This is a genomic window from Sphingorhabdus sp. (genome assembly GCF_044239665.1).
Classification (GTDB): Bacteria; Pseudomonadota; Alphaproteobacteria; order Sphingomonadales; family Sphingomonadaceae; genus Sphingorhabdus_B.
Genome location: NZ_JBIIBA010000011.1, coordinates 21,113 through 44,037, shown reverse-complemented (window position 1 = coordinate 44,037; position 22,925 = coordinate 21,113). Strand labels below are relative to the sequence as shown.

22 protein-coding genes and 1 tRNA gene are annotated in these 22,925 nt (G+C 55.0%); 8 read left to right on the top strand and 15 right to left on the bottom strand.

What is annotated here, in order from left to right:
* Positions 1 to 60: 60 nt before the first annotated feature.
* From glnA to ACILP3_RS05285, 6 genes are all read right to left on the bottom strand, one after another.
* Positions 61 to 1,473 carry a type I glutamate--ammonia ligase gene (glnA, locus tag ACILP3_RS05310; RefSeq protein WP_395615616.1) on the bottom strand — a complete coding sequence of 471 codons (1,413 nt, stop codon included), beginning with the start codon at positions 1,471 to 1,473 and terminating at the stop codon, positions 61 to 63.
* A 47-nt stretch (positions 1,474 to 1,520) separates the two neighbouring features.
* Positions 1,521 to 1,859, bottom strand: a complete 339-nt coding sequence (locus ACILP3_RS05305; protein WP_125231011.1) for a P-II family nitrogen regulator — start codon at positions 1,857 to 1,859, stop codon at positions 1,521 to 1,523.
* 173 nt (positions 1,860 to 2,032) lie between these two features.
* Entirely contained in the window at positions 2,033 to 4,225 is a 2,193-nt protein-coding gene (locus ACILP3_RS05300; protein WP_395615615.1) for a PQQ-dependent dehydrogenase, methanol/ethanol family, read from the bottom strand.
* A 71-nt stretch (positions 4,226 to 4,296) separates the two neighbouring features.
* Positions 4,297 to 4,962 carry a DJ-1/PfpI family protein gene (locus ACILP3_RS05295; RefSeq protein WP_395615614.1) on the bottom strand — a complete coding sequence of 222 codons (666 nt, stop codon included), beginning with the start codon at positions 4,960 to 4,962 and terminating at the stop codon, positions 4,297 to 4,299.
* A gap of 21 nt (positions 4,963 to 4,983) precedes the next feature.
* Positions 4,984 to 6,171 carry an acetyl-CoA C-acyltransferase gene (locus tag ACILP3_RS05290; RefSeq protein ID WP_395615613.1) on the bottom strand — a complete coding sequence of 396 codons (1,188 nt, stop codon included), beginning with the start codon at positions 6,169 to 6,171 and terminating at the stop codon, positions 4,984 to 4,986.
* Between the two features lie 82 nt (positions 6,172 to 6,253).
* Positions 6,254 to 7,990, bottom strand: coding sequence for a class I adenylate-forming enzyme family protein (locus ACILP3_RS05285; RefSeq protein ID WP_395615639.1), 1,737 nt, complete (start codon positions 7,988 to 7,990; stop codon positions 6,254 to 6,256).
* Between the two features lie 130 nt (positions 7,991 to 8,120).
* On the opposite strand from ACILP3_RS05285, the gene ACILP3_RS05280 reads away from it, so the two are divergent.
* Both ACILP3_RS05280 and ACILP3_RS05275 read left to right on the top strand, forming a co-directional pair.
* Positions 8,121 to 9,530, top strand: a complete 1,410-nt coding sequence (locus tag ACILP3_RS05280; protein ID WP_395615638.1) for a coniferyl aldehyde dehydrogenase — start codon at positions 8,121 to 8,123, stop codon at positions 9,528 to 9,530.
* 90 nt (positions 9,531 to 9,620) lie between these two features.
* Positions 9,621 to 9,704, top strand: a tRNA-Leu gene (locus tag ACILP3_RS05275).
* A gap of 72 nt (positions 9,705 to 9,776) precedes the next feature.
* Here the strand turns inward: ACILP3_RS05275 and ACILP3_RS05270 are convergent.
* A complete protein-coding gene (locus ACILP3_RS05270; protein WP_395615612.1) occupies positions 9,777 to 10,499 on the bottom strand; it encodes an SDR family oxidoreductase in 723 nt (240 codons plus the stop codon).
* Between the two features lie 37 nt (positions 10,500 to 10,536).
* On the bottom strand, positions 10,537 to 11,832 hold the full coding sequence (locus ACILP3_RS05265) for an MFS transporter (RefSeq protein ID WP_395615611.1): 1,296 nt from the start codon (positions 11,830 to 11,832) through the stop codon (positions 10,537 to 10,539).
* Between the two features lie 130 nt (positions 11,833 to 11,962).
* On the opposite strand from ACILP3_RS05265, the gene pgsA reads away from it, so the two are divergent.
* The 3 genes from pgsA to ACILP3_RS05250 are packed head-to-tail and all read left to right on the top strand — an operon-like array spanning position 11,963 to position 13,228.
* A complete protein-coding gene (pgsA, locus tag ACILP3_RS05260; RefSeq protein WP_395615610.1) occupies positions 11,963 to 12,535 on the top strand; it encodes a CDP-diacylglycerol--glycerol-3-phosphate 3-phosphatidyltransferase in 573 nt (190 codons plus the stop codon).
* Positions 12,536 to 12,539: 4 nt separating this feature from the next.
* Complete coding sequence (gene moaD / locus ACILP3_RS05255; RefSeq protein ID WP_395615609.1) at positions 12,540 to 12,791, top strand: molybdopterin converting factor subunit 1; 252 nt, start codon at positions 12,540 to 12,542, stop codon at positions 12,789 to 12,791.
* A complete protein-coding gene (locus ACILP3_RS05250; protein WP_395615608.1) occupies positions 12,788 to 13,228 on the top strand; it encodes a molybdenum cofactor biosynthesis protein MoaE in 441 nt (146 codons plus the stop codon). Before moaD ends, ACILP3_RS05250 begins: the two co-directional genes overlap by 4 nt.
* On the opposite strand, the gene ACILP3_RS05245 is transcribed toward ACILP3_RS05250, so the two are convergent.
* A complete protein-coding gene (locus ACILP3_RS05245) occupies positions 13,229 to 14,134 on the bottom strand; it encodes a hydrogen peroxide-inducible genes activator (protein ID WP_395615607.1) in 906 nt (301 codons plus the stop codon).
* A gap of 156 nt (positions 14,135 to 14,290) precedes the next feature.
* Here ACILP3_RS05245 and epsC point away from each other — a divergent pair, with 156 nt between their 5' ends.
* Positions 14,291 to 15,013, top strand: a complete 723-nt coding sequence (gene epsC, locus ACILP3_RS05240; protein WP_395615606.1) for a serine O-acetyltransferase EpsC — start codon at positions 14,291 to 14,293, stop codon at positions 15,011 to 15,013.
* The gene (locus ACILP3_RS05235; RefSeq protein ID WP_295491551.1) at positions 15,010 to 15,354 is read left to right on the top strand and encodes a DUF2794 domain-containing protein; all 345 of its coding nucleotides are present in this window, start codon (positions 15,010 to 15,012) and stop codon (positions 15,352 to 15,354) included. Before epsC ends, ACILP3_RS05235 begins: the two co-directional genes overlap by 4 nt.
* 48 nt (positions 15,355 to 15,402) lie before the next feature.
* Here ACILP3_RS05235 and ACILP3_RS05230 read toward each other — a convergent pair whose 3' ends face one another.
* The gene (locus ACILP3_RS05230; RefSeq protein WP_395615605.1) at positions 15,403 to 16,305 is read right to left on the bottom strand and encodes an SDR family NAD(P)-dependent oxidoreductase; all 903 of its coding nucleotides are present in this window, start codon (positions 16,303 to 16,305) and stop codon (positions 15,403 to 15,405) included.
* 181 nt (positions 16,306 to 16,486) lie between these two features.
* Here ACILP3_RS05230 and ACILP3_RS05225 point away from each other — a divergent pair, with 181 nt between their 5' ends.
* Positions 16,487 to 17,998, top strand: a complete 1,512-nt coding sequence (locus tag ACILP3_RS05225) for a porin (RefSeq protein WP_395615604.1) — start codon at positions 16,487 to 16,489, stop codon at positions 17,996 to 17,998.
* On the opposite strand, the gene phoB is transcribed toward ACILP3_RS05225, so the two are convergent.
* Genes phoB through pstC form a run of 5 tightly spaced genes read right to left on the bottom strand, consistent with a single transcriptional unit; the run spans position 17,995 to position 22,832 of the window.
* Positions 17,995 to 18,690 carry a phosphate regulon transcriptional regulator PhoB gene (gene phoB / locus ACILP3_RS05220; protein WP_295491557.1) on the bottom strand — a complete coding sequence of 232 codons (696 nt, stop codon included), beginning with the start codon at positions 18,688 to 18,690 and terminating at the stop codon, positions 17,995 to 17,997. The two genes, ACILP3_RS05225 and phoB, sit on opposite strands and share 4 nt — an antisense overlap.
* 13 nt (positions 18,691 to 18,703) lie before the next feature.
* The gene (phoU, locus tag ACILP3_RS05215; protein WP_395615603.1) at positions 18,704 to 19,375 is read right to left on the bottom strand and encodes a phosphate signaling complex protein PhoU; all 672 of its coding nucleotides are present in this window, start codon (positions 19,373 to 19,375) and stop codon (positions 18,704 to 18,706) included.
* A 12-nt stretch (positions 19,376 to 19,387) separates the two neighbouring features.
* Positions 19,388 to 20,182: a phosphate ABC transporter ATP-binding protein PstB gene (gene pstB, locus ACILP3_RS05210; protein ID WP_395615602.1), complete on the bottom strand. Its 795-nt coding sequence runs from the start codon at positions 20,180 to 20,182 to the stop codon at positions 19,388 to 19,390.
* A 3-nt stretch (positions 20,183 to 20,185) separates the two neighbouring features.
* Positions 20,186 to 21,451 carry a phosphate ABC transporter permease PstA gene (gene pstA / locus ACILP3_RS05205; RefSeq protein WP_395615601.1) on the bottom strand — a complete coding sequence of 422 codons (1,266 nt, stop codon included), beginning with the start codon at positions 21,449 to 21,451 and terminating at the stop codon, positions 20,186 to 20,188.
* Positions 21,444 to 22,832, bottom strand: a complete 1,389-nt coding sequence (gene pstC / locus ACILP3_RS05200; RefSeq protein WP_395615637.1) for a phosphate ABC transporter permease subunit PstC — start codon at positions 22,830 to 22,832, stop codon at positions 21,444 to 21,446. Before pstC ends, pstA begins: the two co-directional genes overlap by 8 nt.
* Between the last annotated feature and the right edge of the window lie 93 nt (positions 22,833 to 22,925).

The following is a 22,925-nucleotide window of genomic DNA, read 5'->3' as shown; positions in this document are numbered from 1 at the left end:
AAAAAAGGCCCGGCAGTCCCTCAACTGCCGGGCCTTTGCTACGGATCCGATGCGTTAGGATCAGTAGCTATAATACATGTCGAACTCGACTGGGCTTGGCGTCATTTCCCAGCGGGCGACATCTTCCATCTTTAGTTCGATATAGCTTTCGATCTGGTCCTTGGAGAACACGTCACCCTTCAACAAGAAGTCGTGATTAGCGGCCAGTGCATCGAGCGCTTCGCGCAGTGAGCCGGCAACAGTCGGAACCTGCGCGAGTTCTGCCGGTGGCAGGTCATACAGATTTTTATCCATGGCTTCGCCTGGGTGGATCTTGTTCTGAATACCATCGAGGCCTGCCATGAACAGCGCGGCATAGCACAGATATGGGTTGGCCATTGCATCTGGGAAGCGGACTTCGACGCGTTTTGCCTTGGCACCTGCGCCATATGGAATGCGGCATGACGCCGAACGGTTACGCGCCGAATAGGCAAGCAAGACGGGCGCTTCATAGCCGGGAACCAAACGCTTGTAGCTGTTGGTAGTCGGGTTGGAGAATGCGTTAATCGCCTTGGCGTGCTTGATGATGCCGCCAATGAAAAAGAGGCACATTTCCGACAGGCCAGCATAGCCATCGCCCGCGAAGAGCGGCGTCTTGCCTTCCCAGATCGACAAATGGGTGTGCATGCCTGAACCATTATCTTCTTTGATTGGCTTTGGCATGAACGTTGCGGTCTTGCCATAAGCATGCGCCACCTGATGCACGACATATTTGTAGATCTGCATACGGTCGGCGGTTTGCGTCAGCGTGCCGAAAGTCAGGCCAAGCTCATGCTGCGCTGCGGCAACTTCATGGTGATGCTTGTCGCATGGCAAGCCCATCTCCAGCATGGTGGAAACCATCTCGCCACGGATATCCACAGCGCTGTCGACGGGGGCGACGGGGAAATAACCGCCCTTGGCACGTGGGCGGTGGCCCATATTGCCGCTCTCATATTTGGTACCGCTGTTCGTGGGCAGTTCAATATCGTCAATCTTGTAATATGACGTGTTGTAGCTGTTTTCAAAACGCACATCATCAAACATGAAGAATTCGGCTTCTGGACCGACATAGACGGTGTCGCCAATGCCCGTGGTCTTCAGATAGGCTTCGGCGCGCTTGGCGGTCGAACGCGGATCGCGGCTATAGAGTTCGCCGGTCGATGGCTCAACAATGTCGCAGAAGATAATCATCATCGGCGTGGCCGAGAATGGATCAACATATACTGCGTCCAGATCAGGCTTCAGGATCATGTCGGATTCGTTGATTGCTTTCCAACCCTCAATCGACGAGCCGTCGAACATCAGGCCGTCTTCCAACTCATCTTCGCCAATGACGCCCGCGCACATTGTCAGATGCTGCCATTTACCCTTGGGATCAGTGAAGCGTACATCGACCCATTCGATTTCCTCATCCTTGATGCGCTTGATGATGTCTTTGGCTGAAGTGCCCATAATGCGTTCCTTCTTTCGCTTGTCTTTCTTAAGTGATTTGGATTTTTTTAAACGGCATCATTATCGCGTTCGCCGGTGCGGATACGCAACGCGGTCTCAACAGGGATAACGAAAATCTTGCCATCGCCGATGCGGCCTGTTTGCGCGGCGGCAGCGATTGCTTCAACAACGCGGTCGGCAAGGCCATCTTCAACCACAACCTCAAGCTTTACCTTGGGTAGGAAGTCGACAACATATTCGGCGCCGCGATATAATTCAGTATGGCCCTTTTGGCGGCCAAAGCCCTTAGCTTCGGTCACAGTGATGCCCGATACGCCAACTTCGTGCAGCGCTTCTTTCACTTCGTCCAGCTTGAACGGCTTGATGATCGCTTCGATCTTTTTCATGGCATTTCCTTCTCTGGCGCGTGAAGCATAGGCTCCGCGCGCGCGGATGATAAAAGAAGCTTATCAAGTATCGTGCCAAATCGGGAGGCGCACAAACGGCGGCTTTTTAAGCGATTGTGGCAATGGCATCTGCCTAAATTTTAGGCAGATGCCAGATTCATGGGCAGCAGATTTTACTTCGCTGCCTTTTTTGCACCACCGCTCAAGGCTGCGTCATTTGCCTTTGCATAATGCGCGCGGCTGACGACATAAGCGCGCACTTGCTCTGCCTCTTTTGGGCTGAGCACGCTGCCAAAGCTGACCATGCCGTTGCTTTTCAAGATGCCGTCGATCACCACCGATTTCCAAGTGGCCGCATCGGCAATCGTGCCCGATTTGCGTAAGTCAGGCAGCACGCCGTTGCCAACCGCCCCGGGGCCGTGGCAGACGAGGCAATAACGTTGATAGTTGGAACCGCCCGCTGCGATATCGGCTGGCGTCCCGAACTGCTTGGTCGGTTTCCATACATAAGGCGGGGTTTCTGGCAAGGCGGGCAAAGCGATTTTGCCGCCCAGTTTCAGCACGATCAAACGCGGCAGGTTTGGCACCGCAGCACTGGTCGCCCCGGCATAGCCGGCAACCAACGGAAACGCCCCACCTTTGCTGGTCAGGAACGCCACATATTGTTCACCATCGACGGTGTAAGTGGACGCGCCGGATAAGACCCCCGATTGCACGTTCAAATTATATAATTGCTTGCCCGTATCCGCGGCATAAGCGCGGAATTCGCCCATCGCCGTGCCTTGGAACACCAAATTTCCGGCAGTGGTCATTGTCCCGCCATTCCACGATGCGGGATGGTCAACAGTCCATTTGGCCTTGCCAGTTTTGGGGTCGAACGCCACCAATTTGCCAGTCGTGGCAGCCTTCACCGCTTTGACGAAATTGGTATCATCGGGCAAATCCGCCGTCGCCATCGCGCCGCCAGTATTAAAGCCAAGTTTCTTACGCTCCATCTCATTAGGCGCAATCGGCGGGAGATAAGCGCCGCCGATATACATAGCAGGAATATAGACAAGGCCGGTGGCGGGATTAAAGCTCATCGGGTGCCAATTATGCGCGCCAAGCGCGGACGGGTTCGCCATAAATAGCTTGCCGGTTTTCTCATAGCGCGCTTCTGGGTTTTCAATCGGACGCCCTGTTTTCAAGTCATACCCGCTCGCCCAGGTTATGCCGTCAATGAAAGGATCGGCTGAAAGCAATTTGCCATTCAGCCGGTCTATGGTGAAGAAAAATCCATTTTTGGGTGCGTGGTAGAGAACTTTGCGTTCTTTGCCGCCACGCGTTTCAGTCGCCAAGATGATTGGCTGCGTCGCGGTATAGTCCCAGCTTTCGGCCGGTGTTTCCTGATAATGCCAGACATATTCACCAGTATCGGGTTTTAGCGCGACGATGGAGGACAGGAACAAATTGTCGCCTTCACCATTGGAACGAATACCATGGTTCCAAGGGTTGCCATTGCCGACACCGAGATAAAGCTGATCCAGTTCCGCATCATAGACAATCGCGTCCCACACGGTCCCGCCGCCACCGCTTTCACGCCAGTCACCCTTTTTGGGCTTTGCGCTCCACGTTTTGGTCGCTGCGGTTTTTAGGATTTTGTCGCTGGCCGCGTTGTCGGGTTCGCCCTTGGGATTGGGCGTGGTGTAGAAACGCCACGCCTTTTTACCGGTCGCCGCATCATACGCCGTGACATAACCGCGTGCACCAAATTCAGCGCCGCCAAAGCCAATGACAACCTTGTCCTTTACCACGCGCGGGACGCCCGTGATGGTGCCGTTCGATTCCAGATCAAGCGTCTGCGCGCTCCAATTCTGCTTTCCAGTACTGGCATCAAGCGAGATCAAGCGGCCGTCGATGGTGCCTACGAAAACGCTCCCTTTCCAAAACGCGACACCGCGATTAACTACGTCGCAGCAGGCTTTCACGCCGCGCGCTTTGTCGACTTTGGGGTCAAAGCTCCATAATGGCTTGCCGGTTTTGGCGTCATAGGCAAAAACCTTGGACCATGCGGTGGAGATAAACATTTTGCCATCGACCACCACTGGCGTTGCTTCTTGGCCGCGTGCATCGGGCAGGTCGGCAAACCACGCGATTCCTAAATTTTGTACATTGCTGTCATTGATCATCTTCAACGGGCTGTGCCGTTGTTCATCATAATTGAAGCCGGTCATCGCCCAGTTGGAGCCATCGCCACCGGTTTTCAGATAATCACCATCAATGGCGGCAAAGGCTGGATTGTCCGAGTCTAACGCCGATTTTTGGCAGGAACCCAGCACCAATGCAGCGCTTAATACTGCAGCTGCGGCCAAAAGCTTATATGTCATTTCATCTCTCCCCCGAACCCAGAGGCTATGCCGATGCCGTGCTTACGTCCAGTATGAATTTAATCGGCGAATTAAATTATCTGTTGAATAGCAATTTTCATTTCGGCAGCGGCCTTGTCGTAAACGCGCGCACGCAGATTACGGACTGTATCATCTGAGGAACTTGCGAGCGAACCGCCGCCAAAGGGAGGTGCGGGATCATATTCGAGCGCCAATTGGATGGTCCTTGCGACATCCTCGCCAGAGATTGCCGCAATGAGTTCAAGCGCAAAATCAATGCCGGAGGTGACGCCGCCTGCGGTGATTAAATTTCCGTCACGCACAACGCGCGCTGGCGCGTGCGTTGCGCCGAACAGGGGCAGCAACTGCGTATAGGCCCAATGGCATGTTGCCTTTTTGCTGTGAAGTAACCCTGCCGCGCCAAGGATGAAGGCGCCGGTACACACGCTGGTGATATAATCGGCACCCTTGGCTTGCCGGCGCACAAAATCGACAATGGCGGTATCGGCAATCGCGTCGCGGACGCCATGGCCGCCGGGCACGCATAAAATGTCGGCTTGCGGACAATCGGCAAAGCCGGCGCTCGGCAGGATCGAGAAACCGCAGTCGGTCGTGACCGCTGCGCCGTCTTTGCTAACGACGTGCACCACTGCGCCGGGCAGGCGAGACAGAAACTGCACTGGCCCGGTGAAATCGAGCTGGGTGACATTGTCGAACAAGACGAAAACGATATGCATATTGCGGCGCGTAATAACCGTTTAGACTATCTCAATCGCGAGCGCCGTCGCTTCACCGCCGCCAATGCACAAGGACGCGATGCCGCGGCTCTTGCCATGACGTTGCAGCGCAGCGACCAAGGTTGTGATGATCCGTGCGCCCGATGCCCCAATAGGGTGGCCCAGCGCGGTAGCGCCGCCATGCACGTTCATCTTGTCATGCGATATGCCTAGATCGTGCATCGCGAACATGGCGACGCAGGCAAATGCCTCATTGACTTCGAACAGATCCACATCATCGATGGTCCAACCCGCCTTTTCCAGGCATTTGTTGATCGCGCCGACAGGTGCAGTGGTGAAGGCCGATGGTTCCTGCGCGTGCGCGGCATGGGCGACAATGCGGGCAATGGCTGTTTGTCCGTTGGCATCGGCGACCGACTGACGCGTGAGGACAAGCGCCGCTGCGCCATCGGAGATGGATGAGCTGGTGGCCGCGGTAATCGTACCATCCTTGGCAAAGGCCGCTTTCAATGTCGGAATTTTGTCGGGCATGCCCTTGCCGGGTTGTTCGTCGGTATCGACAATGACATCGCCCTTGCGGGTGGGAACGGTCACGGCGACGATTTCCTGCTTGAACGCGCCATCGGTAATCGCTTTTTGTGCGCGGCGTAGCGACTCAATCGCATATCCATCCTGCGCCTCACGTGTCAGTTGGTAATCATTGGCGGTGTCTTGCGCGAATGTGCCCATGGCGCGGCCAGCCTCATAGGCGTCTTCCAAGCCATCAAGGAACATATGGTCATAGGCCGTATCATGCCCGATGCGGGCGCCGCTGCGGTGCTTTTTCAACAAATAGGGCGCGTTGGTCATGCTTTCCATGCCGCCCGCGATGACATAATCGACCGACCCTGCGGCCAGCGCCTCGCTGCCCATGATCACGGTCTGCATGCCCGAACCGCATACTTTGTTGACGGTCGTTGCTTGTACCGATTTGGGCAAGCCAGCCTTGATAGCCGCCTGACGGGCAGGGGCCTGACCCAAGCCTGCGGGCAAGACGCAGCCCATATAGATGCGTTCAATCATCGCGCCATCGACGCCGGAGCGCTCTACTGCGGCCCTTACCGCCGTTGCGCCAAGGTCAGTTGCGGAAATATCGGCCAATGCCCCTTGCATCCCGCCCATGGGCGTACGGGCATAAGACAGGATTACGACGGGATCGGCGTGGTGCATGGGAGATACCTTTAGTTTCGATTTGGCGTGTTATAGGCCGCCGTACCATCAAAAACAAATGTGAATCGTCCCTATTGCCGCCTTAGAATAGGGCCTTCAAATCGCGTTTCAGGATCTTGCCATTGGCGTTGCGCGGCAAAGTATCTTGGGTGAAGATGATTTTTACGGGCACCTTGAACTTCGCCAGACGTTCGCTGACATAAAATCGAAGCTCTTCCTCTGTGGCCGTCATGCCGGGTGCCAAATGCACAACGGCTGCGGGTTCTTCGCCTAAGGTCTGATGCGGTATGCCCACCAAAGCGGCATCGGTAACAGCGGGATGTTCATAGAGGATATTTTCAACTTCCGACGAATAGATATTCTCGCCGCCGCGAATGATCATGTCCTTTGCGCGGTCAACGATGAAGCAGAAACCTTCGTCATCTAAGCGCGCAAGGTCGCCGGTACGGACCCAGCCATCGACAAATGTTTCGGCGGTGGCGTCAGGGCGGTTCCAATATCCTTTGACGATTTGCGGGCCGCGTGCCCATAATTCGCCCACTGCTCCAACGGGTAACTCCGTCGTGCCGTCCTCGGACATGATTTTTAGGTCGGACACAGCAACCGCTGGCCCGCAGCTATCCGGCCGGTTGAGATAATCTTCGGCTACGTGCGAAGTTACGGTCGCCATGGTTTCGGTCATGCCCCAGCCATTGCCCGGAAATGCACCGAAGATTTCGTAAATCTTGCTCACCAATTCAGGGGCAGATGGCGCACCGCCATAGCTGATCGCATCGATGGAGCTGAGATCATATTTTTCGCGGTCAGGATGCTCGATCAACTGCCAAGCGATAAACGGCACGCCGCCTGTGGCATTGATCTTCTCGCGCTCAATAATCTCGAACGCCTTCACTGTGTCCCATTTGTGCAGGAATATGATTTTGTGGCCAGCTTGAATCGTAGGAATCATCGATGCAGAACAGGCGGTGACGTGGAACATCGGGATCACCAGCAAGGAAGCCCGAATGCTTGGTTCAGGCAAAGCATCGCCACGGCGCAGCACGGTCGCGGCGCCCGAATACGCGCTGGAAAGGCCATTGGTGAGTAAATTGCGATGTGATCCTAATGCGCCTTTGGGTTTGCCGGTTGTACCGCTGGTGTAGAAAATAGTGACGGCATCGTCTGGCGCTATTGCGACATCGGGCAACGCAAGGTCCGGCAAATCAGAATAATCTTTTGGTCCGCCAATCACACTTTCGAGCGCAATAGCGGGTTCGGCCATCGCAGCGTCACCGCCACGCGTAACCATGACATTCTGAAGCGCGGGCATCTCTGCTTTGTGGGGTGCGATGCGTTCCCAGCGTTCTGGATCGCAGATCAAAACGGCAGCGCCCGAATCGGCCATACCAAAGGCCAGTTCTTCGCCCGTCCACCATGCGTTCAACGGCACGACAATCGCGCCAGTTACCGCAGCGGCGAAAAAGGCGACTGGCCATTCGGGCAGGTTGCGCATAGCAAGGCCAACGCGGTCACCCCTTTTAACGCCGCATTCTATGAGTGCCTGCGCCAATGACGCAACGGCCCGGTGCCACGCATCATATGTGACGCGCTCATCCTCAAACACCACAAATTCACGGTCACCGAATGACGCTTTGGCATGTCCGGCCAGCACCGCCAGATTGGGTAACGCATTTTTCCAGACGCGCGTTGGCACGCCTTCAATGACAGCGGTCTCCATTTCAAAGGGCATGCCCGGCGCGCACAGGCTGGCCTTTACCTGATCACGGCTGATTACTGGCCAACCCGCAGGTGGCGTCCATTTTTTGCCTGCCTCGATCATATTCTCTCCATTCGATAGCCACGCTTTGCGCGTGTTCGCACCGTCGATACGCCAAAATGGTTTCAATGTGCAACGCTTCGCGCTAGCAATTCATCAACGGATTAAAGGGAGAGAGAAATTGACCGTAAAAATGCAGACTGTGCTGGAAAAACAGCGCGCGGCGTTTACCGCCGCGATGCCCGAGGCCATGTCGGTACGCCGTGACCGCATCGACCGCGCCATTGCGTTGCTGATCGACCATGCCGAAGATTTTGCAAAGGCCGTCTCGGCAGATTTCGGCCACCGCAGCCGTGAACAGACTTTGCTGACCGACATCATGCCATCTGTTAGCGCGATGAAGCATGCCAAGAAGCATTTTGAAAGCTGGGCTAAGGGCGAGAAGCGCAAACCCACTTTTCCGTTGGGCCTGATCGGTGCCAAGGCTGAGGTCGTGTTCCAGCCCAAGGGTGTCGTCGGCGTCGTTGCGCCTTGGAACTTTCCTGTTGGTATGGTGATGGTGCCAATGGCGGGCATCCTTGCCGCGGGTAACCGCGCCATGGTCAAGCCATCTGAATTTACAGAGCGGGTGTCGGCCTTGTTTGAAGAACTTGTGCCCAAATATTTCGCGGAAGAAGAAATGGCTGTTTTTACAGGCGGCGCTGATGTTGGCATGGCATTTTCCAAGCTGGCCTTTGACCATATGATCTTCACAGGCGCGACGAGCGTTGGCAAACATATCATGCGCGCCGCCGCCGACAATCTGGTACCGGTCACCTTGGAACTTGGCGGCAAGTCGCCGACTATCGTGGGCCGCAGCGCGGATAAGAAAAAAGCGGGCGAGCGAATTGCGTTGGGCAAGATGATGAACGCAGGCCAAATCTGCCTCGCGCCCGACTATCTATTGGTGCCAAGCGATCAGGAGCATGATGTGATTGAAGCCGTTAAGGCCGGCGTCACCGCGCAATATCCTACATTGCTGCGCAATGACGATTACACATCCGTCGTGAATGGCCGCAATTATGAACGGTTGCAAAGCTATCTTGACGATGCGCGGGAAAAGGGTGCGGAGTTGATTGAGATTAACCCAGCCAATGAGGAATTTGCCACGTCGAACGGCAACAAAATGCCGTTGACCATCGTGCGCAATGTGACCGACGATATGAAGGTAATGCAAGAGGAGATATTTGGTCCTATCCTGCCTGTGATGACATATTCATCGGTGGATGAAGCCATTGACTATGTGAACGCGCACGACCGGCCACTTGGCCTATATTATTTCGGATCGGACAAGGCCGAGGAGGAACGCGTGCTGACGCGGACTGTTTCTGGCGGTGTTACGGTGAACGATGTGGTCTTCCACAATGCGATGGAAGACCTGCCCTTTGGCGGCGTTGGGCCATCGGGCATGGGCAATTATCATGGTGCCGACGGGTTCAAGACGTTCAGCCATATGCGCGCGGTTTACCGCCAGACCGGCGTCGATGTTGCTGGCATGGGCGGGTTCAAGGCCCCTTATGGCAAGGCTACGCTCAAGACATTGGCAAAAGAGCTGAAAAAATAGGGGAACCGAAGAGATAAGGATGCACTTGCATCATGGCGGAGGCTCGGTTAGAGGGGCCTCCGCTTTATCGGGTTCGCTCGGCAAAGAAGTGCCCCAGTGGTGGAATGGTAGACGCGCTGGATTCAAAATCCTGTTCCGAAAGGAGTGCCCGTTCGAGTCGGGCCTGGGGCACCACTTACTTTTCATGAAATTGCAGATTGCGGTTTTCCCAAATGGGAAGCCAACGTCATTGGTCTTGGCTGACCCTTAGAATTTAATCATAATCCGCCGCACAAGCGCAGGCGATATGGAATAAATCATCCGCAGAATCTTAACCATGCCGACATTGGCCTCCGGGGCATTGGTCGCAATGGCATCAACGATTTGCGCCGCACATTGCTTGGCCGACATTTTATTGCCGTTGATCCGGCCACGCGTCATCGCGGTGTCTACAACCGGCGGCAGCGCCTCAATCACAACGACGTTGGTGTCGCGTAAGTTATGACGCAGCGATTGCGTGAAACTGCGCAATCCCGCCTTAGTGGCGCAATAAACAGGGCCGCCAGCGCGTGGTGCAATGGCAAGGCCCGAGGTCACATTGACGATCACCGCCTCTTGCCGCTGCAATAAACCCGGCAGGAAATGACCGATCAGATGCAATGGTGCGTTGAGGTTCAGGAAAACGGCCTGATCCGTCAGCGCAAGGTCAAGCGGCTCGCCGGGACCGAAATTCCCGCTCATTCCGGCATTATTGATCAGCATATCGAGGGGTCTGTCCGCCAAAGCAGCGGCAAGGGCCGCGCAGCCAGCGGCGGTGGAAAGGTCCGCTTGAATGGCCTCAAAACCTTCCATATGCGCAGATGCCAGCGCGTCTTCGCGGCGGCCGCAGACAATGACGCTTGCGCCTTTTGCCATCAACTGGCGCGCGATTTCCAAACCAATGCCGTCACTGCCGCCCGTCACCAACGCGGTCTTGCCTGTGATTTTCATACTAAGGTTTTACACCCTTTCGCTGTGAACATCTGTCTTAGGTCGTGACCTGCAGTGCGGCAACATCACATGCTTTGTGTAGCCGCCAAGCGATCCAAGCGGAAATCAAGCAGGCGGCTGCAATCATGAACAAAGTGTCGGCAATGCTGACGCCAACGCTCACGAGCAGGCCGTAGATAAGGGCGCCAATGACCATCGCGCCGGAATTGATGATATTGTTGGCAGCAATGGTCCGTGCGGTTTGCGACTTTGCAACGGTGGTGGTCAAAAACGCATAAAGTGGAACCACGAACATGCCGCCGGCAATGGAGATGCCGAGCAAGTCAACAATCATCCGATCGCCCTTACCAAGCATCAAGAAACTTTTCCAATTCATCAACTCTGGTCCGACTGGGCCCCAATGGCTGACGCTCCACCAGAGGTCGAGGACGAACAGCCCCATCACAATCACCGACGCTGGTGCATATTTTGCCGAGACCGTGCCCTTAAGCAGGCGGTTGATAGCAATCGAACCAATGGCGATGCCCACCGAGAAAAACGCGGTGAACAAGGTTGCGACGGTGTTGTCGCCGCCGATGGCGTTCTTAACCATGGGTGGGAAAATCGATCCCAATACAGCGCCAATGCCCCAGAAAAAGCTGATCGCCATAATCGCCATGAACAGATGGGGGATGTGCATTGTGTCGCGCACGAGTTGCCAGCTGCTGCGGAAAATGTTCCAGTCCATTTTGGCTGTGGGCGCGTCACTTTCGGGCGGGGCCTCTGGAACAGACTGGGCGGTTATCCGTCCGATGACGGCAACGATGATGATGCAGACGCCAGCAACTTCGCCGGGGATGATGCCGCCTGCGATTGTGCCGCCCAATATGGCCAAATAGGTTCCAGCCTCCACAAGGCCAGTGCCGCCCAGCACCTCATCTTTTTCCAGATGTTGCGGCAGGATCGCATATTTGATTGGGCCAAAAAATGTAGAATGCACCCCCATCGCGAACAAAGCGGCGAGCATCAGCGGAATATTCTGCGAATAGATTCCCGCTGCACCAAATAGCATGATGAATATCTCGGCCGTTTTGACCATGCGGATGACTTTGGTTTTTTCAATCGTGTCCGCCAACTGCCCCGCAAGCGCGGAAAACAGGAAAAACGGCAAGATGAACAGCGCGCCTGCAATGGCGTTGAAATTGGCTTCCTGCGTCGGGTCGGAATAAATCTCATAGGTGACCAAGATCACCATCGCCATTTTGTAGAAATTATCGTTGAAAGCGTTGAGAAACTGGGTGACGAAAAGCGGCAGAAAGCGGCGCTTGTTCATCAAAGACATTGTCGTGGCCATAAATTTACCGGTTTCCCATGCGGAGGATGCCCCATGCCTTAGCTTGCGGTGGGAAGCATGGCAAAGCGGATTTCGGTTCGCGGTTAAATAGTCAGGTGATTTTACCTACGCAGCACGCTATCGGTGCATCATGCTCAGCCTGCCCAATCTTCTAACTCTGTCGCGAATCTTCGCTGTACCCATTTTGGTGTTCCTGTTGTGGCCGGGGACCAAGCCCATAAGCGTGCAACCGATGCCGCTCGATTATGCCTTAGCATTTGTGTTGTATTGCCTGATGGGCATCACCGATTATTTCGACGGTTATCTGGCGCGCGCGCAAGGGACAGTGTCAAAATTGGGCGTTTTTCTTGATCCCATTGCGGACAAAATCATGATTGCGGCTGTCATCCTAATGCTGGTGTTCACCCGCGATGTGGAGGGGTGGCATGTGATTGCCGCGCTCATCATCTTGCTGCGTGAAATGATTGTGTCGGGCTTGCGCGAATTTCTTGCTGGGCTTCAGATTTCGGTGCCCGTGTCCAAACTTGCCAAATGGAAAACGACATTTCAATTGGTGTCGCTTGGCGGAGTCATTTTGGCGGGTGCGTTGCCGGATTGGATTTTGCTGAAGCAACTGGCGTTGCTGTTGTTATGGATTGCTGCAGTGCTGACGATGATTACCGGCTGGGATTATCTGCGTGTCGGCATAAAGCATATGGATTGACGCCATGAAATTGGTGTATTTTGCGCGTGTGCGCGAAGCGATTGGACTGTCATCCGAAGAATGCGATGTGCCGCCGGATGCCCGCAGTGTTGGCGATCTTGTGGCTTGGATTTCCGCGCGTTCCGATGAACATGCCCGCGCATTACATGACCTTTCACGCCTGCGTTTCGCATTGGACCAAGAAATGGTTGCAGACGATGCTCTGCTGGGTGCGGCAAAGGAACTGGCGATCTTTCCTCCGGTCACCGGCGGATGAAAATAGCGCGGATTAGCCACGCGGCGATTCAGCCCGATGAGGGCTTGGCTGCCCTGGCGGGTCTTGGCGGTGGTGCGGTGTCGAGTTTCACGGGTATCGCGCGCGATGATGGCGGGGTAACCGCGATTGAATTGGAGCATTATCCCGGCATGACCGAGGCAAGTCTCCATCGCCTCATAGAAGCCGCTACAGCGCGATGGTCGTTGCTGGGCGCCATCATCACCCACCGCGTCGGAATTGTGCCTGTGGGCGCGCCTGTGGTCGTTGTCGGGGCCGCTTCGCTGCACAGGGCAGAGGCATTGGCGGCAACTGCGTTCCTCATTGACCGGTTGAAGACCGAAGCGCCATTTTGGAAGCGCGAGCATTATGCCGATGGCACTGCAAAATGGGTCGACGCCAAAGTGAGCGATGACGCCCGCGCCGAACGCTGGGCATAATTATGCGGCGTGCAAGCCGCGCAGTGCGTCCGCCAGCAGTTCAAACTCCTCACGCCGCGGGCTGTTTGTGCGCCAAACAAGCGCAATCTCGCGGGACGCATATTCTGCGTTTAACGGGCGGGCTTGCACATCGGTGCCGTTTAACAATCCCGCGTTAACGGCCATTTCGGGGATGATCGTAATGCCAAGGCCATTATCGACCATTTGCACCAAAGTATGCAGCGACGTCCCCAGCATCGTGGCAAAGGCGCGCATTTCGGGGCGGTTGCAGGCCGCAAGAGCATGGTCTTTCAGGCAATGGCCATCGACCAGCAAAAGCAGGCGGCTTTCATCGATGAGTTCGGGCTTGATGCTTTCGGGCGGGTCGCGCGGGTCATCCTTGGGAAACGCCACAAACAAGCGGTCATTAAACAAAGTCGCTTTTTCAATATCGCCAGCGGCAAAGGGCAGCGCCAGCAATACACAATCGACCTGTCCATGATGCAAGGCGTCAATTGCGGCGGCGCTGGCTTCTTCGCGCAAATATAATTTCAGGTCGGGATATTGCTTGCGCAATGCGGGCAATAATTTGGGCAGCAAAAACGGCGCGATTGTCGGAATGACACTCATCCGCAGGTCGTCTGCCAACGGCGTGCCCGCCGAACGGGCCATTTCGGCGAGTTCCTCGGCTTCGCGCAATATGCGGTGGGCCTTGGCCACCATCTTGTTGCCCAGCGGCGTGAAGCGTACAACGCGGCGCGTGCGTTCGACCAACATAAGGCCAAGCAGCGATTCCAGTTCGCGAATCCCCGCTGAGAGCGTCGATTGCGTGACGAAAGTGGCCTCTGCGGCCTTTCCAAAATGGCCATGCTCTTGCAATGCAACCAGATATTGCAGCTGTTTTAGCGTAGGAAGATATGTGCTCATAAATCGGCCCTATTAATCAATAGGGCACTTATAATCGTTTTTACCAATTTTTATATACATAAATATCGGCAAACTGCATCCTTTGCTGGAAAAACTCACCCGAACGTCTTAGCTTAGATACAATTAACGGGTCCGGCAAAGGCCAGAAGTGTCATTATGTTTATTTCTAATCTCATCGATTATCTCGACTCGATCAAAGAACGCGACCCGGCGCCGCGCTCACGGTGGGAGATATTATTATATCCCGGCGTATGGGCCGTGGGCTATCACCGCATCGCGCATTGGTTGTTTTTGGGTCAGATGTTTTTTCTGGCGCGGCTGGTCAATCATTTTGCGCGTTTCCTGACGGGTATAGATATTCACCCTGGCGCGAAAATTGGCAGCAATTTTTTCCTCGACCATGGCTTTAGCGTGATTGGCGAAACGGCGGAGATCGGTGACAATGTCACCATGTATCAGAATGTCACGCTTGGCGGCACCAATCCGACGACGGGAATTGGCGGCAAGCGGCATCCGACCATATTGGATAATGTCATCATCGGTTCGGGCGCGCAGATATTGGGGCCGATTACGATTGGTGAACGTGCGCGCATTGGGGCGGCTGCGGTTGTGACCGACGATGTGCCCGCCGGCGCGACCATGGTTGGCCAAAAAGCGCGTTCGACTTTGGTAAAGGCCGAAACCTATGCGCGGGATTTCATGCCATATGGTACGCCCTGCCGCGAACTGTTCGATCCTGCGACCCAAAGCCTTGAGATCATGCAATGTGAGATTGAAAGCTTGCGCAAGAAAGTGGCCGAGTTGATGGCACAGCGCGATGCAGCCTCCAATGTGACGCCTGCCAAGCCGCGTTCAACCAAGGGGCGCAAGGTCAGTTGAGCGCCGTCATCACGCCCTTTCCTGGGGTTAGCCGCCATAATCAGGTAGGCTTTGAAAAAAATGAGCTGACGCAGATACTGAACCTTTATGGCCGGATGGTCGCGGCGGGAAACTGGCGAGATTATGCCATTGATTTGGGCCGCGACGCTGCCGTGTTCAGCATGTTCCGCCGCGCGACCGAGCGCCCTGAATATCGCATTGAAAAACGCCCCGCCTTGCGCAACCGCCAAGGCATGTGGGCCTTGGTCGGCGAAGGCGGCGCGATTCTGAAACGCGGCCATGACTTGGGACCGGTGCTGGCACCTGTCGAACGCAAGTTGATGAAACTGGTCGACGCATAAAAAAGCCCGGCCAAAGACCGGGCTTTTTTAAAATAGCATTGGGATAACTTAGCCGAGGGCTTGCAACGCCTTCATGACGGCGACGGATTGTTCGCCACCCGATTGCGGCACAGTCTCGCCAGTGCGGTCAATAATCTTGTCCCATGCTGCGGCGAAACCTTCGACATTGCGGTCTTCCTGACGCAATGCAACGCCGGGGGTCATGGTAACATAAGCGGCGTGATAGCCACCGCCGCCAGCGCCGATGATCATGTTGGTCGGCGCATCTTCGCTGACCAGATAGAGAGCGGCTGGAACGACATTTTCCGGTGTGAATTGTTCAAACAGACCTTCTGGGAAAATGTCTTCGGTCATGCGCGTGCCAGCGACGGGCGCGAGCGAGTTGACGCGGACATTATATTTCGCGCCTTCCAAATGCAGGGTCTTAGTAAAGCCAGCAAGGCCAAGCTTTGCCGCGCCATAATTTGCCTGACCGAAATTGCCGTACAGACCAGTCGACGAGGTGGTCATCAAGATACGGCCATAAGCTTGATCACGCATCGTATCCCACACCGCCTTGGTGCAGTTGGCCGAACCCATGACATGGACCTGAAGCACCAAGTTAAAATCGGGCATGTCCATCTTGGCAAAGCTTTTGTCACGCAAGATACCAGCATTGTTGATCAATATGTGTACGCCGCCAAACGCCTCTTTCGCCTTAGCGACCATTTCGACCATTTGGTCATATTCGGTAACGCTGCCGCCATTTGCCATCGCTTCGCCGCCAGCGGCTTTGATTTGCTCAACAACTTGCGCTGCTGCATCAGAAGTACCCGTACCGTCGCGCGCGCCGCCCAGATCATTGACCACCACTTTGGCACCGCGCTTGGCGAGTTCAAGGGCATAAGCCTTGCCCAAACCGCCGCCTGCACCCGTCACAATTGCAACCTTGTCTTTAAAACTGATGGTCATAGTCTATCTCCAATATGCACAACGGACAAAGCCGCCAAATCGCCCTAAGCCTTGGCATGACAGCCCGGTTGACGCAAGCGTAAAGCAATAGATTTCGACTGTCATAAAACGGCAATGTAAGCGTCACGGTGCCGACATATATTTGTTGTTTAGGCGTCATCAAACAATATAGGATTGAACAGTGACCGCGAAAAAATGGCTTTACGGAACAGCTTTGTTCACAATAACAACCGCCGCTTTGCCTGCTTATGCGCAGGAAAACGGCTCGGAGGTGGATGCCCTTCGCGCTGAAGTCGCCACCTTGAAGGAACAGCTCGCCGCCATTTCGGCAAAGATAAATGCCGTCGAAAAAAAGACCACGACTGAGGTGAAATGGAAGGGTGCGCCAGAGTTCAACGGTGCGGATGGCTGGAGCTTTAAGCCGCGGGGACGGATTCATTATGACGCCGGCTATGTAAGCATTCCAGGCGACTATGCCGCCAATCGCAATCTCGGTTTCAACAGCAGAGTGCGCCGCGTGCGCCTCGGGGCCGAAGGGACCATGCCGGGCGGCTTTGGCTATAAGGTCGAAGGTGATTTCGCGAACGGCAATGTGGGCTTTGGCGACGCCTTTTTAAGTTATAATCCCAAAAACGCCCCAATTAACGTTCGGATTGGGAATTTTGAAACTCTGAACGGGCTGGAGCAAATCGCAAGCTCCAACAATAACAGCTTTACCGAACGCGCCGCATTTAACGATGCCTTTTTGAACAGCCGTAGGCTGGGCGGTGCGATCGGGTGGTATAATGAAGATAATGCCATTCGTGCGGAGGTAGGATTGTTTGCCGCACACAGCATTGACAGTTCATTCGACAATGAAGGTTGGATTGGTGCTGGACGGCTTGTCTATGCGCCCAAAGCTCTTGGTGGGCAGTTGCATTTTGGTGCAACGGTCCAACAACGCGAATTTGCATCCAACAATAACGCGACGACTTCGGTTTCCGTCAACGCCCCATCGACAAACCAGCTGGCGCGCTATCGCGCACGTCCAAATACACAGTTAACCGACGTCCGTTTTGTTGACACGGGCAGTTTTGCCGCCAAGAGCGACCGCATCGTCGGGCTTGAACTGGCGGCTATATTCCCCGGTTTCTATTTCGCCGGCGAAGGTCAGTGGACGAAAGTAAACGCCTATCGTGCGGGTGACATCGCAACCGGCTTGGACAGTTTCTCCGGTGGGAATAATGCTGTTACGCCAGCGGGCGATCCAAGCTTTTTCGGGATGTACGCCGAAGCAGGATATTTCCTGACAGGCGAGACCCGTGGATATAAGGATGGTGCGTGGAGCCGGACGAGGGTTCTTAAACCTATCGACAAAAAAGGTTTGGGCGCTTTTCAAATCGCCGGACGCTTCGAATATCTTGACCTCGACAGCGATGCGCTAAAAAATGGTGCGACGAATAATTTTGCGACCGGAACCAGCAGCCTGGTTTCGCTCAACACACGGCTCGGGCGCGGGGGCAGACAGTCCAGCTATTTATTCGGCGTGAACTGGTATCCTATCGACTATGTTCGTTTCATGCTCAATTATGGACGTGTGCAGGTCAAAGGCGGTCCAATGGCAGCCATCGTCGATCCGCTCTCGACAGTGCCGGTGGATAAGCGCGGTTATTCGGTCGATGTTGTGGCAGCCCGGATGCAGTTGGACTTTTAAACCGCGTCTTGATCGAGCGAATAGCCTGCTGAACGCACGGTCCGGATGATGTCGCTGTCAAAGCCTTCGTTCAAGGCCTTGCGCAGACGGCGGATATGCACGTCAACCGTTCGGATTTCGATGTCGCTGTCATGACCCCATACGCTGTCGAGCAAGCGTTCACGGGAAAACACATGGCCTGGATATTCGAGGAAATGTTTCAGCAACCGATATTCGGTCGGTCCCAAAGGCACCTGTTTCCCGCCGCGTTTCACCTTATGCGCAACCGTGTCCATTTCAACATCGCCAAAGCGCAAAGCTTCGCCAGCCAAGGCTGGACGGACGCGACGCAACACTGCCTTGGCGCGGGCAACGAGCTCGCGTGGTGAAAACGGCTTGGTGACATAATCATCAGCACCGATTTCCAGCCCGCGGATACGGTCATCTTCTTCACCGCGCGCGGTTAGCATGATGATGGGCACATTGGCGGTGTTGTCCGACTTGCGCAATTGGCGGCATACTTCGATGCCGGACAAATTCTCCAGCATCCAATCGAGCAATACCAGATCAGGCGTGCGCTCCTTGGCCATCAACAGCGCCTCTTCACCGTCGCCGGTGTGTTGGACGTCGAATTCCTCACGCTCAAAATGCCAGCGGACCAGTTCGGCAAGCGCACTGTCGTCTTCAACCAATAGCAATTGCGCCTTGGGCATATGTCTCTCCGCTTTAAGCGTCAGGCAGGTTTTCACCCGTTTCAGTGAAGTAAATCATTTGGGCGACAGTTGTTGTGTGATCGCCAATACGTTCGAGATTCTTGGCCGTGAAAAGCAAATGCGCAACCTCCGTCGCGTTCTGCGGATTTTTCGCCACATAAGCGACGAAGTCTACGAACAAATCCTTGTTAAGCTGATCCACCACATCGTCACGCACGGTAACCGCCCGGGCCAGATCAACGTCGCGCTTTGCATAGGCATCCATGGCGGTGCGGATCATTTCCACGACAATGGCGCCCATACGGCCCAATTGTTCTTTCGCGGATGCGTGTATCCGGCCTTCCATCTTCGGCACGCGCTTGGCGATATTTTTGGCATAATCGCCAATACGTTCGATCACGGCCGACATTTTAAGTGCCGCAATCAGTTCGCGCAAATCGTCCGCCATCGGGGCGCGTAAGGCGATCGTGCGAACAACTAGCCGCTCTACTTCGGTTTCCAGGCTATCAATGATTTTGTCGTCGGCGCGGATGGTGGCAGCGGCTTCGACGTCATGCTCTTGCAGCGCCCTCATCGCTCCGACAACAGCGGTTTCCGCCCGCGCGCCCATTTCCGCAATGAGCCCACGGATCTCGTCCATATCGTCGTCAAACGCCGTGATAGTGTGCCTTGTGCCAGTGCTCATGTCGCAATCTTCCTAACCGTAACGGCCTGTAATATAATCTTTGGTGCGGTCTTCGCGTGGATTGGTAAATATGTCCGATGTTTCGCCAAATTCAATCAAATGGCCCAAATGGAAAAAGGCAGTGCGCTGCGAAACGCGCGCGGCCTGCTGCATATTGTGGGTCACGATGATGATAGCATATTTGCCACGCAGGTCGTGAATTAACTCCTCAATCCGTGCCGTGGCGATGGGGTCAAGCGCGGAGCAAGGTTCATCCATCAATATGACTTCAGGGTCCACCGCAATGGCGCGGGCAATGCACAGACGTTGCTGCTGACCACCGGAAAGCGCCGTTCCGCTCTCGCTCAGGCGGTCCTTGACCTCCGCCCATAATCCAGCGCGGGTGAGTGACGTCTCGACGATCTGATCCAACTCGGCCTTGCCGCTGGCGAGACCGTGGATGCGTGGGCCATAAGCAACATTGTCGTAAATCGATTTCGGGAATGGATTTGGCTTTTGAAACACCATTCCGACGCGCGCGCGCAATTGTACGACATCCATGCCAGATGCATAAATGTCTTCCCCGTCGAGCAGTATCTGGCCTTCCACGCGGGCCCCTGCGACGGTGTCGTTCATACGGTTTAATGACCGCAGGAATGTGGACTTGCCGCAACCCGACGGACCGATAAATGCCGTCACATTCTCCCGATCAACGTCGATCGAAACGTCGTTAATGGCTTGCTTGTCGCCATAATATACATTCACATTGCGTGTGGATATTTTGGCTATTCCCGGGGTTACGCCCACATTGAAGTCCTTTGTTTTCATAGGTCACCAACGCGTTTCAAAACGGTTGCGAAGATAGATGGCAAGGGCATTCATGCCCAATAAGAATATCAGTAGCACAATGATTGCGGCACTGGTTTTTTCAACAAAGCCCTGATTGACCTCGTCCGACCAAAGATAGATTTGCACGGGCAAGGCGGTCGTCGCGTCGGTGAAACCTTCGGGCGCAGCGGGGATGAAGGCACGCATACCAATCATCAGCAACGGCGCAGTTTCACCCAAGGCGCGGGCCATGCCGATAATAGTACCGGTGAGTATGCCCGGAAGCGCAAGCGGGAGCACATGATGGAACACGACTTGCACAGGCGAGGCCCCAATGCCCAACGCCGCTTCACGGATGGACGGCGGCACGGATTTGACCGCATTGCGGCCCGCAATAACAATGACCGGCATCGTCATCAAAGCAAGCGTCAAGCCGCCGACCAACGCAGACGACCGGGGCATACCGAACAGGGTCAGGAAAACCGCCAGACCCAACAGACCAAAGATGATGGAGGGCACGGCCGCCAAATTGTTGATCGACACTTCAATCATGTCGGTTAGTTTGTTCTTGGTCGCATATTCCTCAAGATATAACGCGGCCAGCACGCCGACTGGGAAAGCGAGCATCAGAGTAATCGCCATGGTCATCAGCGATCCCTTGAACGCGGCCCAGATGCCAACCGCCGAGGGATCCGTGGCGTCTGCACCTGTCAGGAATGTCCAGTTGAAACCAGTGCGCAAAGCGTCCTTTTGCGCCAGGCTGGCCACGGTCTTTTCCGCCATAGGTTCGCCACTGCGTTTGAATGCCACGTCCAATCGCGAGTCCACGGGCAACCAAAGTTGCTGCTTGCCCGTGACCAAAGCGGGATTATCAATCAGCATCTGCCGCACATTGCCCGCAGCGCCAGTGGTCAAAAGACCTTCGCTGATCTCGCCATATTGCTGACTGATGGCAAGTTCAACGATGCCGGGAATATCCATAGAATTGAGCGCGGCATCTGCATCAGGGCCACTGATTGCAGCAGCGGTTGTGCCGGACGTTAACGCCGGAAAATCAAAATCGACCGCAATTTCGGTGCGCTGAAAACCACGCAAACCTTGGCCCAGCATGGTGAAAAGCAAAAAGGCGAGGAACAAAGTCGACAAGGCAACGGCCAGAAAGCCCATTGCCTTAAAACGACGCTCAGCCGCATAGCGCCGCGCAATGCGCTTTTGCATGATTTGGCCGTTCCAGTCGGTGGGCGTCGGATCCATGATGGCGTTACTCATATGCTTCCCGATATTTTTTCACGACGCGCAAAGCGACATAATTGAGGAAGAATGTCGTCACAAACAACGCTAGCCCCAAGGCGAACGCCGCTAATGTGTGCGGGCTTCCAAAATCCTGGTCACCGGTCAAAAGCGCGACAATTTGAACGGTCACGGTGGTGATGGTTGCAAACGGGTTGGCGGTGAGGTTGGCCGTATAACCCGCCGCCATCACCACGATCATGGTTTCGCCAATCGCGCGGCTAACGGCAAGCAAGATGCCGCCGACAACGCCGGGCAGGGCAGCAGGTAACAATACCTGTTTGATGGTTTCGCTCTTGGTGGCGCCCATAGCAAGGCTGCCGTCGCGCATGGCACTGGGTACCGCGGCGATGCTGTCATCAGACATGGACGACACCAAAGGAATAATCATGACGCCCATAACGATGCCAGCGGCCAAGGCATTGTCGGAGGCCGGGTTGCTGACGCCAATCATGACGGCAAAGTCACGCACCGCAGGGGCCACCGTTAATGCGGCAAAATAGCCATATACCACAGTTGGCACACCGGCGAGAATTTCGAGGATAGGCTTCATCCATTTACGCACATTAGCGGACGCATATTGCGTCAAGAAAATCGCACTCATCAAACCCAATGGAATGGCGACAATCATCGCAATGATCGCGCCGATGAAAATCGTGCCCCAGAATAACGGAATCGCGCCATAACCATTGTCTGCCCCGGGCGTCACAACCGATTTTGGGTTCCATTCCGTACCAAACAGAAATTCAAAGGGCGACACCATCGAGAAGAAACGCCATGATTCAAAAATCAACGAGGCAAAAATTCCCAGCGTCGTAAGAATTGCAATCAATGATGCGACCAGCAACCCGAACATGACAACGCGTTCGACCTTGCTGCGGGCGCGAAAATCGGGCTTTATGCGGGTGAATGCATATGCGCCGCCGGCGAAGAGCAGCAACAATGTCGCGGCAACGCCGATCCATTTATAATAAGACAATGCGCTTTTGTATAAAGGGACGAGCTTTTCACTCCCACCCTGAAACGCAGCGGTTTGGAAACCTTGTGCAATCGCCCGCGCTTCCGACAAGATCGCGGCGCGCGCAAATCCTTCTTGTGGCAGGTCAGCCGCCGCCGGGGCCGACAGCACCATATTGGTGACTAATGACGGGGAAATCGACTGCCAGATGAACATGAAAACAAGTGCAGGCGCAATCGCGCAGATCGCGACAAACCAGCCGTGATAATAAGGCAGGCTGTTTACGGTGCCCCGCGGACCATTTTTTGCACTGCGCACAAACGCAGCGGCCCGTGCACGTCCAGCGATCCAACCAACGAGGCCGAGACCAAGGACAAGGAAGAGCAATGCCGTTCCAGTCATAAACTTAACCATGCTCCCTTGGACCAGATGATCCGAAACCCGTTATATATAGCGCCCAGAAATAGCATAGGCTTGGATCAAACAAAGATTCGA